Source organism: Limisphaerales bacterium (assembly GCA_014382585.1).
Taxonomy (GTDB): Bacteria; Verrucomicrobiota; Verrucomicrobiia; order Limisphaerales; family UBA1100; genus JACNJL01.
In genome coordinates, this window is sequence record JACNJL010000057.1 from 25122 (window position 1) to 40418 (window position 15297).

General features: G+C 55.1%; 12 protein-coding genes and 1 tRNA gene. 11 read left to right on the forward strand and 2 right to left on the reverse strand.

Annotated features, from left to right (window positions below; genetic code table 11):
- Nucleotide 1: 1 nt before the first annotated feature.
- Complete coding sequence (locus tag H8E27_12690) at nucleotides 2–3142, forward strand: HEAT repeat domain-containing protein (protein MBC8326473.1); 3141 nt, start codon at nucleotides 2–4, stop codon at nucleotides 3140–3142.
- Nucleotides 3143–3169: 27 nt separating this feature from the next.
- Here H8E27_12690 and H8E27_12695 read toward each other — a convergent pair whose 3' ends face one another.
- On the reverse strand, nucleotides 3170–3694 hold the full coding sequence (locus H8E27_12695; protein ID MBC8326474.1) for a hypothetical protein: 525 nt from the start codon (nucleotides 3692–3694) through the stop codon (nucleotides 3170–3172).
- Between the two features lie 311 nt (nucleotides 3695–4005).
- On the opposite strand from H8E27_12695, the gene H8E27_12700 reads away from it, so the two are divergent.
- The 10 genes from H8E27_12700 to H8E27_12745 all read left to right on the forward strand — a co-directional run bounded on the left by H8E27_12700 (nucleotide 4006) and on the right by H8E27_12745 (nucleotide 13259).
- Nucleotides 4006–6099 carry a hypothetical protein gene (locus tag H8E27_12700; GenBank protein MBC8326475.1) on the forward strand — a complete coding sequence of 698 codons (2094 nt, stop codon included), beginning with the start codon at nucleotides 4006–4008 and terminating at the stop codon, nucleotides 6097–6099.
- Complete coding sequence (locus tag H8E27_12705; protein MBC8326476.1) at nucleotides 6099–7052, forward strand: hypothetical protein; 954 nt, start codon at nucleotides 6099–6101, stop codon at nucleotides 7050–7052. Before H8E27_12700 ends, H8E27_12705 begins: the two co-directional genes overlap by 1 nt.
- Nucleotides 7053–7256: 204 nt before the next feature.
- The gene (locus H8E27_12710; GenBank protein ID MBC8326477.1) at nucleotides 7257–7751 is read left to right on the forward strand and encodes a hypothetical protein; all 495 of its coding nucleotides are present in this window, start codon (nucleotides 7257–7259) and stop codon (nucleotides 7749–7751) included.
- Between the two features lie 87 nt (nucleotides 7752–7838).
- Entirely contained in the window at nucleotides 7839–8906 is a 1068-nt protein-coding gene (locus H8E27_12715) for a hypothetical protein (protein ID MBC8326478.1), read from the forward strand.
- Between the two features lie 29 nt (nucleotides 8907–8935).
- On the forward strand, nucleotides 8936–9370 hold the full coding sequence (gene aroQ, locus H8E27_12720) for a type II 3-dehydroquinate dehydratase (GenBank protein MBC8326479.1): 435 nt from the start codon (nucleotides 8936–8938) through the stop codon (nucleotides 9368–9370).
- Nucleotides 9371–9554: 184 nt separating this feature from the next.
- Nucleotides 9555–10043 carry an acetyl-CoA carboxylase biotin carboxyl carrier protein gene (gene accB, locus H8E27_12725; protein MBC8326480.1) on the forward strand — a complete coding sequence of 163 codons (489 nt, stop codon included), beginning with the start codon at nucleotides 9555–9557 and terminating at the stop codon, nucleotides 10041–10043.
- A gap of 50 nt (nucleotides 10044–10093) precedes the next feature.
- Nucleotides 10094–11470: an acetyl-CoA carboxylase biotin carboxylase subunit gene (accC, locus tag H8E27_12730; GenBank protein ID MBC8326481.1), complete on the forward strand. Its 1377-nt coding sequence runs from the start codon at nucleotides 10094–10096 to the stop codon at nucleotides 11468–11470.
- Nucleotides 11471–11482: 12 nt separating this feature from the next.
- Nucleotides 11483–12139 (forward strand): thiamine phosphate synthase, encoded by a 657-nt coding sequence (gene thiE, locus H8E27_12735; GenBank protein MBC8326482.1) that lies wholly within the window; start codon nucleotides 11483–11485, stop codon nucleotides 12137–12139.
- Entirely contained in the window at nucleotides 12136–13035 is a 900-nt protein-coding gene (locus H8E27_12740; GenBank protein ID MBC8326483.1) for a sugar kinase, read from the forward strand. Before thiE ends, H8E27_12740 begins: the two co-directional genes overlap by 4 nt.
- 150 nt (nucleotides 13036–13185) lie before the next feature.
- A tRNA-Gly gene (locus H8E27_12745) sits at nucleotides 13186–13259 on the forward strand.
- Between the two features lie 56 nt (nucleotides 13260–13315).
- Here H8E27_12745 and H8E27_12750 read toward each other — a convergent pair.
- Nucleotides 13316–15172 (reverse strand): alkaline phosphatase D family protein, encoded by a 1857-nt coding sequence (locus H8E27_12750; GenBank protein ID MBC8326484.1) that lies wholly within the window; start codon nucleotides 15170–15172, stop codon nucleotides 13316–13318.
- Between the last annotated feature and the right edge of the window lie 125 nt (nucleotides 15173–15297).

The following is a 15297-nucleotide window of genomic DNA, read 5'->3' on the forward strand; positions in this document are numbered from 1 at the left end:
GATGAAATTGCGTCTTCTTATTTTCATTCCGTTTTTCCCCTTGATTTGCCCGGCCGCACCGAAAACCGGTCTGGCCGCCATCACTGTTCCGGATGGGTTTACGGTTGAACGGGTCGCGGGGCCGGAACTGGCGCCGTACGGTATGCTGGCGAGTTTTGATGACCGGGGGCGACTATTTATCGCGGCCTCGTCGGGCAAAAATATAGGCGGGCAGGCGATGTCGAAAAAGCCGGAGTGCAAAATTTTTATGCTCGAAGATGAAAACGGCGACGGCGTGTTTGACCGCAGCACGGTGTTTGCGGACAAGGTGGGGATTCCGATGGGCGTGTTGTGTTGGAAGGGCGATGTGTTTGTGGCGTCGCCACCGGATGTGTGGCGGTTTCGCGATACCACTGGCGATGGTGTGACGGATCAGCGCGAAGTGCTTGCCAGCGGCTGGGTGACGCGCGGCACGGCGAGCCTGCACGGGCCGTTTCTCGGGCCGGAAGGGTGGCTGTATCTTACCGATGGCCGACATGGGTTTGATATTAAAACCAAAGATGGCCGTCACTACAAAGGCCTCGCTTCACGCATATGGCGACTGCGCACCGACGGCACGGGATTGGAGCCGGTGGCCGGTGGCGGCATGGATAACCCCGTCGAGGTCGCTTTCAATTCCGCGGGCGAGATGTTCGGCACGATGACTTATTTCACCAACCCGCGCAACGGCCAGCGCGATGCGCTGATGCATTTCCTCGAGGGCGGGGTGTACTTGAAATGGCACGCGAGTGTTTCGGAATTCAAACTCACCGGCGACTTGCTCGGCCCGATGACGCGTTTCGCCCGCGTAGCTCCCGCAGGCCTGATGTGCTATCGCGGCACGTCTTTCGGCAAGGCGTATCAAGGGGATCTTTTCAGCGCGCACTTCAATCCGCAGCGCATCCAGCGCCACGTATTGAAACGCAAAGGCGCCACGTTTGTCACCGAGGACAGCGAGTTCCTGCATTCCTCCGACCCCAACTTTCATCCCACCGATGTGCTTGAGTCGCCCGATGGCAGCCTCATTGTCATTGATACCGGCGCGTGGTACATCGACCAATGCCCCCTCTCGCGTATCTCGCGCCCCGAACACAAAGGGGGCATCTACCGCATTCGCCGCACAGGCGCGCCAAAGATTCCCGACCCCCTCGGCGCGTTTCTGGACCGTGCTGAAGTTCCGCCCGCGGGATTGGCTAAACTGTTGGCCGACCCGCGCCCCTTTGTGCAGGACAAAGCGATCGACCGCCTCGCCCAAAGTTCCGCCGCCGTGGTGCCGCACATCGCCGCGTTATTCAAAGACAAAACCATCTCCGCCGAAGCTCAATGCCGAGCTATTTGGGCATTGCATCGCCAAGGCTCCAAGCCTGCACGCGAAGTCATTCGCACAGCGTTGACCCATCCTGCGCCCGAGGTCCGCATCGCCGCCGCGCGCTCCACCGGACGCGCTGCTGACCAAGCCGCGATCCAACCCGTGCTGGACGGGCTCCGCGCGAAGCACCCTGCTGTCTCCCGCGAGATGGCTACGGCCCTCGGCCAAATGGGCTGCCGCAGCGCCACGGTTGCCCTCGCCGATGCCGCCGAACGTAGTGCCGATGCCCATCACGACCACGCCATCATTCGCTCGCTCATTCAACTCAATGTTCACGAAGCACTGTTCGACCGTTTGCAAAAAGGCTCGCCCAAGGCCCGCCGCGCCGCGCTGATTGCGCTGGATCAAGTGGATGACAGTCCATTGAAAATGGAGCACGTTACCCCGCACCTTGCCGCCACCGATCCCGCCCTCGCACGCTCCGCCGTGTGGGTAATGACTCACCACGCCGACTGGGCCCCTGGCATCGTCGGCCACTTGCGCACGCAGTTCAAAAAAATAAAGTGGACCGATGCCGAAGCGCAAACAATGCGCGATGCCCTCAAGGCGTTCGCGAAAAATGCCGAAGTGCAAACACTGATCGGCGAAATTTTGGCCGGCGAACAAACCGCCTCCCGTCGGTTGTTCCTGCTGGATGCCATTGAGAAAAGTGAAGTCAACACGCTGCCCGCCGCGTGGATTGCGGCCATCGGAAAGATCATCAGCCACAAAAATGTGTCTGAGCACATTCGCCTGCGCGCCGTGGGCTTGGTGCAGGCGCGCAACCTCAGCGCGCTCGACCCGCAACTCAAACAGGCCGCTGCAGACGAATCCGCGCCCGAGCCATTTCGGCTGGCTCTTCTCGGCGCATTGGCGCCGCGGCTGAACATCGTGGAGCCGGAAATTGTCCGTTACTTGATCCGTCATGCCACCGGCAAATCCGCCACCATCCGTGCTACCGCCGCCCGCGTTATTGGTCAATTGCCGTTGAACGAAAAACAAATTTTGTCCGTCGCTGAAAAAGCGATGCCGAGTGCTGACGCCATTACGCTGACGCCGCTGCTATCCGTATTCACCCGCAACCCCACCGACGACACCGGCCTCGCGCTGGTAATTGCGTTGGGCAAAATGGAAGTGGAAACGCTCAACGCAACGCAAATCCGGCAGGTGCTTGCCACCCAACCCAAGTCGGCTCAACACATCGCCCAACCGCTGCTTGCCCAACTGGCCGCCCGCGAAAAAGCACAAGCCGCGCAGCTCGCCGGGCTGGAGCCGCTGCTCACCGGAGGTGATGTTGGTCGAGGTCGCCGCGTGTTCTTCGGTGAAAAGGCAGCGTGCGCCACCTGCCACGCGATCGGTAATGAGGGCAGCAGACTGGGGCCCGACCTCACGTCCATTGGCGGCATTCGCGCCGGGCGCGATATTCTCGAGGCGGTGGTTTTCCCCAACGCCAGTCAGGTTCCCGGCTACGAGGCGTTTTTGGTTTTAACCAAAACGGGCCGCGCGCATATGGGCGTCATTGCGCGCGAGACTGCCGCCGCGGTTACCCTCCGCGCGGCCGGAAACATTGAGACGCGTCTGGAGCGTTCGAAAATAAAATCCATCCAACCCGCGCCCGTTTCGGTCATGCCGCAGGGCCTCGACAAGGCCATCACCCGCGGACAACTCGCTGACCTTCTCGCTTTCCTGCAATCGCAAAACGGCGAAGGTTGGCTCCAGCCGGTGAAGCTCGGAACGGGTGACATTCGAGTTCGGGATTCAGGAATCCGCGAGTAGTGCGAGTAGTGCGAAAAAGGAAGTGGATTATTTTTTCGCAACGAGCACGACGCGATTGGTGACGCGGTCAATCTCGAAACGCTGACCCACCGGAGCCATCGGCAGCATTGGAAGGTGATCGCCCATCACGAGGTCAGCAATCTTCTCAGGTAACTCTTCGTGGGTGGTCAGCCATGCATCGAGGGCTTGGTTGAGTACTTCCAAATTTTCCTCCGGATCATCGCTGATGAGTTTGCGCGCTTTGATTTCTTCGGGCGTCAGCTTCGGTTTGGCCGGTTCAGGTGCCGGTTCAGTTTTTGGCGGCGTGGGTTCCGCTTTCGGCGGTACCACTTTAGGAGTTTCAACAGGGGCCGGCAGGAGTTGAATCTTGGAAGGCTCCGCCACAACAGGTTTGGCGACCTTGGGTGGCGGTTCGGGGAGAATGGTTTCTTCGGGCTGCGAAGCGAGCGGTGGCTTGGGCGCGGGAGAGATGTCCTGCTGAGCAAGCTCCAGCGATTCCTGGCTACAACCAACCAGAACCGCACACACCAGCATTTTTCCAAGCAACTTCATCAGACATTCAGACAACGGATGGGCCGAGGCCTTCTTTACCTATACGCTCAAACCTCCGAAAAGTCAATGGACAGCATACATTTGGCCTTCGGACGTCTCTATTGGACGCATTCTGCGGGCAAACCCCCCCAGCGAAAGAGGATCTTATTCGCCGTTATTCACGGGTTTTCCACAATTGCCCTGGCGGCTGGACGCCTCCCTTGTGCTGCCACCAGACCGACTGTTCATTTCTCTAGCTTGCAAAAATCGTCATCATTCACGAAATATTCACCTGCCCTATGAAACGGGTGTGTTTAACTGGCTGTGGCCATATGAAAACAAAACTATTATCTTGTACGATTTGCGCTCTGATCTTGATTGCCTTTGACGGGAACGTGACTGCGGGCGCCGATGAAAATCAGGATAGCACATCCGGTATTTCCGGAAACAATGCTGAATCCAGACGGCAATTGCGACTGGGAGGCATGATCGATGAGCCCGAAACTAACTCATCATATGGAGAACTCCCCAACGAGCCAAATCAAACTGAATCACCCGAAGGCAGCAATCCGAAATCGACTGATACGGAAGAGCTCGGCGAGTTAGGCGGGTGCGAAGTGTTATTGCCCAACCCGGGCCAACCCCGGGAATTGACGGGTAATTTTTGGATTCAGGAAATAAAGTATGAGAACGATCTGCCCATCATTATGGATGAACCCGTGCCGGCTATTGATGAAACCACAGGGGAGGAAATTCTTGAGTACCTGTACTTTGTCGATCCCGCCAACGAGGGCGAAGTGCATTGGCGCGCGAAAGCAGGAAGCGGATCAGGCCCGAGCCATAGCCATCCGGTGTGCTATGTAAGCGGGCAATACATTGTGGTGCAGCCCGTCATTCGATTTCCACTCCCCGCACTGAAGCCGGATGATTTGGTTTGTTTAATTGGGATACGAGTGATGCGAAACGCCTCAGGCGATGTCACCGGACGGAACGTCTTCACAAAACCGACGATTGAAGAAAACCGAACCCTTGGCAATTATGCCGATCTTACATTTGGGGTAATGCATTCCAAAACAAAGCTGGCCCGCAAAGTGGATTTAATCGATCCACTCGAAATAGAATGGTATGTATCAGTAACTTCCGGAAAAGACATTAACCTCAACGACACCCACCCCCACATTCCCAAAGATTTCGAATATGCCGGTACAACCAAAAACCGGATGTATGTGACGTTGAGGAACCCTACAGTATCGTGGAAGGAGGAAGCTGGGTTTAATGGCGAGGGAAGCGGCCCGGATAATCCTCCAATCCAAGACCCGGCAAAAGGTGGGGATCCTGAAGCTGAAGCAGAAAAAGTAAGAATTTTAATCAATAAGATGGTGAAGGATAATGACATCACCTTGCTGGAAACTGTGTTAGATATCAGCTGCCGCAATGGCAAAGGGCAGGAGACTGATGAAGAAATCATAAAAAGAATATGGGCAGATTTTGAAGATAGAGAGGTAAAGCGACGGGATGGGGAATTGTTGCTTTACTGGGGCTCATGGGGAGACCCGAAAATGAACGCGAAGAGACTTCCACCCCACCGAACTCATAATGAGAGGGTTGAATGGCTAAAAATTTGGGCTTTTGATATGGTCAGAAAAAGAACAGGCAGGTGCGGCGAATGGGTTCATCTATTTAGAAGTTGCTTGGAAGCTCAAGGCGTAAAAAAGGCAATGGAAGAGGCAAGAATTCTTTATGTAAACAACATGATGAATCGGATTAAACCTGGAAGGCACTTCCAAACGATGATTTATGTCAAAAAATGGGTAGACGGTAAAGGGTTGAAAAACCACCAAAAGGTTATGATTCATGACAATTATATCCGCTCCCAAGCGGCTGTGATATGCGGTAAATCAGTTAACAAAATTAATATAACCGGTGAAAGGACGGGTATGAAAATGGTTGAAATTGGAGGCATCACCAGCCCTCAGCTGCGATTGCTAAGTTTTGGCATTGACACAAAGCTTCAAAAGTATAACTGGATGGAGATTGACGGGAAAATATATGCAGATGTGATTGATGATGAAGGCATAGCAGCGCAGGGCATGCAAAATCCACCTTCATATTTTGATTCGCATACAATTCTTCGGGTGGGAGGGGTTCTTTATGACCCATCATATGGTGTTCATTACCCAGCAGCGGCTGATATTGTGGATAAAATTTATGCGTGTGTAGTTCAAGTGGAATGCTCAAGCGCGGCCGGGCTAAATAAGCCGTTCGAATATATAACTGATGTAAATCCAGTCATCACTACGGAAAAATGTAAGAGCCGAAAAGTCGTTGTGCATTTTTTATCTCCAACAAAAACTAAATTAAACGAATTATGGCTCTACTGGCGATCAGCTGATGGGAGGCCTCACAGAGTGCAGCTTAAAAAATAATGCGATACATTTTCCTAATTTTTGTGTTTAATTTGATTGGGCTAGCGCTTTCGGTTCACGGCGGCTCGCTGGTGATAACGGTTGCCGGACCAAGGCAAGGCGGTGAGCCAGCGCATTTTGATGCTTCACCCGATTTTGGTTGGAAACGAACAGCCCTCGTACCAGCAAAAGATGAGAAAACACAGGGTGCTTTATTGTTTGAGAATCAAATAAAATTTTTTGTCGGTATAAAAGGCGATGTGGTTGTGCATTATGAATCGGTTACAGACATGTCTGGCATGTGGGCCTTGGGGGCAAAACCTGACAGCATTCTTGCAGGGCGGCACGATTTCTATGTGTGGGATTTCAGGATGCATGCCCCTTCAGGCACAATTGATATTGAAAGTTTAAAGAAAATTTGTGATCAGCCTGGAGCATTTGTGTCGGCCCCGGGAAGGTGGAGGCACCTGGAAAACGGTATTGCAATACAAGATGATAAAACAAAAAACTTAAAGTGGCTGTCTTTGTCTCAACAGGCGAAATTGAAAACACAATTGCTGTTGATGATTGAGGCCCTGAGACCCGAAACATACGAGCAGCTCATGCAACGAACGGAAGCAGATGCGTTTCCAGATAAAGTGAACCCGGAAATGAAACTTTTCATTGAAAAGGTAAAGAAACGCATTAGTGCGAACCTCTTGGGGAATGCTCAAGATTGTAAAATGCAACTGCGGTTGATGTTAACCACCCCCAATTTCTTTGAACTCAACCGGTTCCACAAATGGGCCAACCGATACACCGCCACGGAATTTCATTCGCGCACCAATTATTTTAAGGGCCCGGATCGTCGAGCTTGTGCGGAGGCGGTGAATGCGTTGAAGGCGAAGGGGAAGCGGTTGCCGCTTGATTTGCCGCCGGTGCGTGTTTGGGCCCCTTCGTTACCTTTGTCGCGCCCATTTCATCCTTATCGTTAAAAAATCTTTGCTACTAAGAAACCTATTTCATTCTGTTTATTGATCGCCTTGGTGGCGGGTTGTTCGAAGTCAAAGCCAGAACAGCTAAAAGCGTCACAACAGGCGCAGGCGGGCGAAACCAATGCGCCGATCATCCTGCGAAATGGATCCGCATCGGCCAGTGGCCAGCGGGTTCGGGTGACGCCTTTCAAGCAACCTTTTCCGGTGCCTCTGAGGACGCTTTTCCTAACTCTGGATCGCGGGCTTTGGAGTCTTCAAGTCGCGCCGGATGGTGCGGCCACGGCGGTGCGGCATGATTATCCAGTGGCGATGGGCAAGGTGGCTGCGGAGACGTTCCATTTTCCCACGATCCGAAATATGGTGTTGGATGAAAAAAACTGGGGCACGGAGGGGGACTTGGAATTTTATTTGTGGTTTGGGGGTCGCACGCCCAGCTCGCGGATTCAGGGTTTGAACGCGGAGACTTCGGATCATCTGTTGGCTCTGTTCCTGAAAAATTTGAATCAATTCCGTTTTAACAATCCGGATCCGGCGGCGATGATGCGCTTTGATATGACGAATAAGGCCAACGCGTTGATGCCCCAAAAAACAGCTGGCCGAATCATGGGATATGGATTTGATCGGGGCAATCGGGAGTTTGAAGGACGACACATCCCAGCATCCGTCGAGAGGAACCGGGCCGCGCCCAAGAAAAAATAGTTCCTTTTCCAGCGTTGGCCCCCGCTGGCCCGGGCCGACTAAACAACATCACTGGACGTTTGGGGGCGTACGGTTTATCTTTTGCCCGTGCCGTTGGCGGAATTTTCAACTCAGGAAAACGTGGTGACTTTGCTGCAGCGCAGCTTGGAGCGCGGGCGGTTGGGGCACGCGTATCTGTTCACCGGCACGGATTTGGCGGAGCTGGAGGCGGTGGGGTTGGCGTTGGCGCAGACGCTGAATTGTCAGGAGCCGCCGCAAGCCGCGCCTGATGGCACGCCGCTGGATGCGTGCGGTGGTTGCGCGAGTTGCCACAAAATTGACAATACGAATCACGCGGACGTGATGGTCATCCGGCCGGAATCCAAGCTGCGGCAAATCAAGATTGAACAAATGGTGCGGCGCACTGGAAGCCCGCCGCGCGTGTTGCACGATTTGGTAAACAACAAAGCCACGGAGGGTTTATATAAAGTGGCGCTGCTGGTGGCGGCGGATCGGATGAATGCGAACGCGGCCAATTCGCTGCTCAAATCGCTGGAAGAACCGCCGGAGCGCACGGTGTTTATTTTGCTTTCCACTGAGCCGGAGCGCTTGCTGGATACGATTCACTCGCGTTGCCTTCGGCTGACCTTTGCGGGTGATGGTCGGCCGCGCTTTGGCGAAGATGAACAGGCGTGGCTTGGCGAATTCGCCCGAATGGCGGCGGAGGGTAAGAAGGATTGCTTTGGTCGGTATCGTTTGCTGGGCACGTTGATGGCGCGTTTGGAGGAAATGAAATCAGTCATCGAAACTGAAGTGGAAGAAGCCTCGCCGCTGCACGATCACGATGAGGTGGATCCGGAATTACGCGAGCAATGGGAGAACGAATGCAAAGCGGCCGCCAGCGCGGAGTATCGGCTGCGGCGCGCGGGGTATCTCGGCGCGTTGCAGGGTTGGCTGCGCGATGTGTGGTTGCACAGCGCGGGCGTGAGCAGCGTGAATGGTGATTTGGCATTGTTTCCAAATCTGGATTACACGGCGGAAGCGGTGGGTGGCCGATTATCATCCGCCGATGCGGCGGCCAATTTGCGTTTGATGGAACAAACCCAGCGCACGTTGCACACAAACGTGCAGGAATTGGTTGCGTTAGAAACGGGTTTGTTGAAATTGAAGTTGTGAGCGGCGTGCGCAGCCGCTAGATTTTTCCCGTGAAAATTTTGTTTCTCAATGGACCGAACTTAAACCTGCTCGGCCAACGCCAACCGGAAATCTACGGCACCACCACGCTAGCGGATATCGAGGCCGCCGTGCGCGCGCAGGCGGAGGGGCGCGCTGAGATTGAGTTTCGCCAAACCAACGACGAAGGCGAATTGGTGACGTGGATTCAAGAGGCTGCCAGCGCGGCGAATGTCGCCGTGATCAACGCCGCCGGTTACACGCACACCAGCGTCGCGCTGCGTGATTCCATTGCCGCCAGCGATGTGCCGATCATTGAAATTCACCTTTCAAACATCCACGCGCGGGAGGAGTTTCGGCACAATTCCCTCATCGCCCCCGTGTGCGAAGGGCAAATTTGCGGTTTCGGCCCTACTTCGTACGTGCTGGGATTAGAGGCGGCTTTATCCTTAAAGATAAGTGATTAAACGGTTATAATGGCTTGATTATTGTTCGGTAGCGGTCGAGGTTAATAATCTCGGCTTGACGATTTGGCTATTTTTGGCAGGGTGGCGGCGCTGTTTACGTGATGGCGACCAACCTCAATCTATTACAAAAAAGTAATCTTTTCGGCAACACTTGTGCCGGATTGTTTGCCTGACTTTTCCTATTATGGATCTCAAGGACATCAAGAGCATTGTTGATCTAATGAAGAAAAATGCCCTCTCGGAATTCGAGATGGAAGAGGGCGACTTCAAAATTAAACTCAAACGCGATGCCGCAGGCAAACCGCGCAAAGGCGAACCGGTGGTGGTGCAGGAAGCGCCAATGGTGTTGCCCGCCGCCGCGCCAATCCCCGCTGCCATTCCGGCGGCAGCACCAGCACCGGCCGCGGCTCCCGTTGCCGCACCCGAACCGGAGGGCACGGAAGTGAAGTCGCCGATGATCGGCACGTTTTATCGCAAGCCCTCGCCGGATGCAGAACCGTTTGTGGAAGTAGGTGCCAAGGTAGACGCGGACACGGTGGTGTGCATCATCGAGGCGATGAAGGTGATGAATGAAATCAAGGCCGAAGTGAAGGGTACTATCATCGAAGTGCTAATGGAGGAAGGCAAGCCGGTGGAGTATGGGCAGGGGCTGTTCCGGATTGATCCGAGCTAAAACAAGTTCGGCGCATCATTTCTTTTTCTTGTTTTTATCTTGTTAAAAATATGTTTGAAAAAATTCTGGTAGCCAATCGTGGTGAAATCGCCGTGCGAATTATGCGCGCGTGTCGTGAGCTGGATATTCGCACGGTGGCCGTGTACTCGGAGGTGGACGCAAATTCAATGCACGTGCAAATGGCCGATGAGGCCATTTGCATCGGGCCCGCGCCGAGCAACGAAAGTTATCTGAAACGCGATCGCATCATCGGCGCGGCGGAGATTGCCGATGTGGATGCGATCCATCCGGGGTATGGGTTTCTGTCCGAGGACGCGCGCTTTGCTGAGGTGTGCGAGAGCTGCAACATCGCTTTCATTGGCCCGGGCGCAACGGTGATGAATGCGTTTGGTGATAAACAAACCAGCCGTGAACTCGCCGAACGCGCTGGCGTTGCAGTGCCACCGGGGTCTGATGGAATGGTGGATGACGAAGCCACGGCGCGTCGTGTGGCGAAGGAGATTGGTTATCCCGTAATGATTAAAGCCGTGGCGGGCGGTGGCGGGCGCGGCTTGCGCGTGGCGCACAATGAAGTTTCGCTGTTGAAAGGCTACCACACCGCGCGTTCCGAGGCGGAAGTGGCGTTTGGTAACAGCGGGGTTTACATCGAAAAATTCATCGAGAATCCCCGGCACATTGAGTTTCAAATCTTGGGCGACACCCAAGGGAACATCATCCACCTCGGCGAACGCGATTGCTCCATCCAACGCCGCAATCAAAAGCTCATCGAAGAATCCCCCTCGCCGCTGATGGCTGACTTGCCCGGGCTGCGCAATGAAATGGGCGAGGCCGCGCTGCGCATTTGCCGCGAGGCGCGCTACGTGAATGCCGGCACGGTGGAGTTTGTCACCGACGACAAGGGCAACTATTATTTTCTAGAGGTCAACAAACGCATCCAGGTGGAGCATCCTATCACCGAGGAAGTCACCGGCGTGGACCTCGTGAAACAGCAAATCCTCATCGCGATGGGCGAGCCGCTGCAGCTCACACAGGATGAAGTCACCTTCAGCGGCCACGCCATCGAGTGCCGCATCAACGCCGAAAATCCGTTTGCCGATTTCGCGCCCTCGCCCGGCCGCGTGAAAATGTACTACGCACCCGGCGGCCGCGGCGTACGAATCGACAGCCACGTGTACGCCGGCTACACCATCCCGCCCACGTACGATTCGATGATCGCCAAACTCATCACCACCGGCAAAGACCGCCGCGAAGCCATTGCCCGAATGAGTCGCGCCCTTGGCGAATATATGATCACCGGCGTGAAAACCACCATCCCCTTTGAGCAAGTCGTGATGCGCGATCCCAATTTCCGGCGCGGCAAGTACGCCACCAATTTTATCGAAAACCTCCTCGCTAACCGCCGCGAGATGATTGAGCGCGACGCATAAATTGGCGCCCCCGTGAAACCCCTTGCCGACTGCCGCCTCTACGCCTTCGTCGACAGCGCCTATCTGCACGACCACACCCCCGTCGATCTCGCCCAACAACTCTGCGACGGCGGCGCCGACCTCATCCAACTCCGTGCCAAAGACTGGCCCGAAGAAAAAATCCGCCAAACCGCTGAAGCAATTATCCCCATCACCCGTGCCGCCGGAATCCCCCTTGTCATCAACGACCACTGGCAGATCGCCACCGACCTCGAAGCCGAAATCTGTCACCTCGGCCAAGAAGACTACTTCGAGTCAAGCGCCCCCCCGCAACCCTCAACCTTCATCCCTCAACTCGGTTTAAGCACTCACGCCCCCGAGCAAGCCGCGCGCGCGATGGAAACCAACGCCGCTTACTTCGCTGTCGGCCCCGTTTTCCCCACGCCCACCAAGCCCGGACGGCCCGGCGTCACGCTTGAATATGTCCGCTGGGCCGCCGCACACATCGATCGCCCTTGGTTTGCGATCGGTGGCATTACGTTGGAAAATATAGATTCAGTCCTGGAAGCCGGCGCGCGTCGGATTTGCGTGGTGTCCGCAATTTTGAATGCGCCCGATGTCGCCCACGCTTGCCAGCAATTCCGCGAACGCTTAGCCTCCGTGCCGCCACAAACCCAACAAATCCCATGAGCTTATTAGTCCTCGGTACTACTGCCCTCGATTCCATCAAAACCCCGCACGCGGAAAACCCGCGCCTCCTCGGCGGGTCTGCCAGCCACGCTGCAGTTGCTGCGAGCTTTTTCACCACGCCCCATCTCATTGGTGCGGTGGGCGATGATTTTCCACGCAAATATATCAACCTCTATCGCAAGCACGGTCTCAACCTCGAAGGCCTTCAACAGCTCAGCGGGCAAACCTTTCACTGGTCCGGCGAGTACGAGCTGAACATGAATCACCGCCGCACACTCGATACTGTGCTCGGCGTCATCGAAAATTTTTCACCCACCCTCACCGCCGCCCAAACGCGCTTGCCGTACGTCCTCCTTGCCAACTGCGCACCCGATTTGCAGGCCAACGTGCTCGACCAAATGCGGCGCCCGAAATTTGTGGTGGCAGACACCATGGATCTCTGGCTCAACATCGCCCGCGCTCCGCTGCTGAAGCTGCTGCCGCGCCTCGATTGCCTTGTGCTCAACGACAGCGAAGCCGCCCAACTCGCCGAAGAAGACAACCCCATCGCCGCCCTCCCGCGTATTCATAAACTCGGCCCCAAATACGTAATCGTAAAAAAGGGCGAACACGGCGCCATCCTTTCCGGCCCACGCGGGCTGTTTGTGGCACCGGCTTATCCGCTCAAAAAAGTAGTGGACCCCACCGGCGCCGGCGACAGCTTCATCGGCGGCCTCATGGGCCACCTCACCAGCCAAAAAGGCAGCCCTGAAAAAAATCTACGTTCAGCGCTCATCCAAGGCACCATCACCGCCAGCTACTGTTGCGAAGCCTTCGGACTCAAGAAAACCACGAAGATTAAAAAAGCCGATATCACGAAACGTGTCCGTGAGTTAACGAAGATGGTGAAGTGGTGAATCGGGAATAGTGAGTGGGAATAGGATCTTTGATTTGGAAGTTGGCTAAAAGTAGGGCTCGCTCTCCGAGCACGCTGCGGCGGTTTCGGAAAACCGCCCTGCCTCCCTCGACTCCCACAGCCCCTTTTGCTAAACTCAGCCCCTTCAAACGCGGGTGTCGTACAATGGTAGTACGTGAGCTTCCCAAGCTTGAGACGTGGGTTCGATTCCCATCACCCGCTCCAATTCTTGTCTGAGTATTCGGTGGGGGAAACCTGTGGTTAAATGAGGGGGTGGGGTGTTAGTCCATTCCCAGCACGTACGTTTCAGAATAGCGCAAGGCGCCGGTGAAGGCATCGTGAAACTGGAACATTACCTGGGGATGCGGGAAGGCAAACCAGCGCTCGCCATTCCGTTCCACAGGGTTGTTGAAGACGTTGTTTACTTGCACCACGCAATAGTGCGGGAAGGTGCGGTTTGCCCGCGGGATGTCGGCCATGGCGTAGCTGCTCCAGCGGATATCGCAGGCGCGTGGACCGTACTTGAATCTGCCGTTGGCCGGGCGGCCGCCTTCGTCCTTCATCGGCGCATGGTTGATGGAGTTGTGTGGGCCGCTTGCAAATTCATAGACGTTATCGGTGATCTTAATGGCGAAGCTGTTGTGCAGGTCGCCGGTGAGCACAAAGACGCCTTTGTCGAGCTTGTCCCAAAAATCGATGAGTTCCTCACGTTCCTTCAGGAACACCGTCCACGCATCATCTTTCTTAATGGTGAGCTGCTGGTCGTCTCCCCCTCCGCTGCCCACGTGGGGCACCATGAAATTCACTGAGGAGACGATGAAGATAAAGTCAGCCTTACTCTTGCTAATGTTGTCCTTAAGCCACTTTAGCTGTTGTTTGCCCAGCATGGTGGCCTTGGGGTTTGCTGGTTTGTCTACATTATGAAGGTTGCGGTGTGAACGGGTGTCGAGGAGGAAGAAATCGCAATTAGACACGCTGAACTTGCCGTAACATCGGCGGCCAATGGAGTAGCCCGCGGTACCGTCAGCCTTGGCCGGTGGATGGATGCGGACTTTGGTGGGGCTAAGCACCTCCACGATGTCATACACTGCAGAGTTTGGATTACCCGGTTGGCCATCAAGCTTGGCATCGGGCACGCCGGCTGTGGGAGTGCCCCAGTGCACGTGTAGGTTGCCCAGTTCCTTATAGTTTAGTTTTGTAAAATCCGCCTCGGGATCCTCAAGTACATCGTTGTTTTTCTTGAACTTGCCGGTGCCAAACCACGCGGATGAATTATGCTGTACGGGGTTGGCCCACGCGAGGTAGTCGAACCACGCTTTTGTGCCGATATCGCGAAAGACGGCGCGGCGATTGACGTAGCCCGCTTCGGCGGTTCCATAGATGTCATTGATCAGTTCGTGGTCGTCTGCAGTGTAGAAGGAGGGCACATGACGATGCCATTCACTCAGGTTACGGCCCCGCGTGAGGTAGGTTTTATAATTTTCCCAAACACCCACCACCGTTGGTGCCTTTTGAACGATGCGTGGGGCCTGTTGCATTGTGTCGAGGCCGACCTGGCGCAGCCAGTCTTTTGGAGAATAATCGCGGCGTTGTTCGTAGAGCCAGTCGCCATTGAGAATGGCGAAGTTGATGTCGTCGCGCACTTTTGCATTCAACGTTTTAAATACAGGGACGGTCGGCCCTGCGCTGTTGCCGCCGCCCCCTTGATTGTTGCCACAGGCAAACTCGAATTTAAAATTAAAGAGTCCCTTGGGGTTGCCCTTCGGGTTCTTGAAATCTACTGCGCGCGGCATGGTGCGGAAAGAGCCCTCCAGTTGATGATCATCGATACGGTAGTAATAACGCGTATTAGGTTTCAGCTTATTGATGGTGATGATGGCCGTGTTATCACGGGTGATGTCGGTCGTCTCAATGGATGCTTCGTGCGTGAACATATCTTTCTTGGTGCCGTAAAGAACCCTCACCTTGCCAGGGCGTTCGGTGCGCACCCACAGGCTCATGGAATCGGGTGCGGGCCTGCCGAGCATTGGCCCGTGGGTCACACGTGTCTCGGTGGGATTGCCATCGGGTAGCTGGGCTTGCGTTTCGAGGGCTAGATTTAGACTGAGTCCAAGCAGAAGGGTAATGGCAGTTTTCATAATTAAAATGTGGGTGCTCGGAAGATAGGGGCAGAATTCAGACTGCGCAACACTGCGGTGTTACAAAAAAATTTCCCGAAGAAGGAGGGGGGATGGGGCCGAGCTTCTGCCGTCAAAAGAAGAAG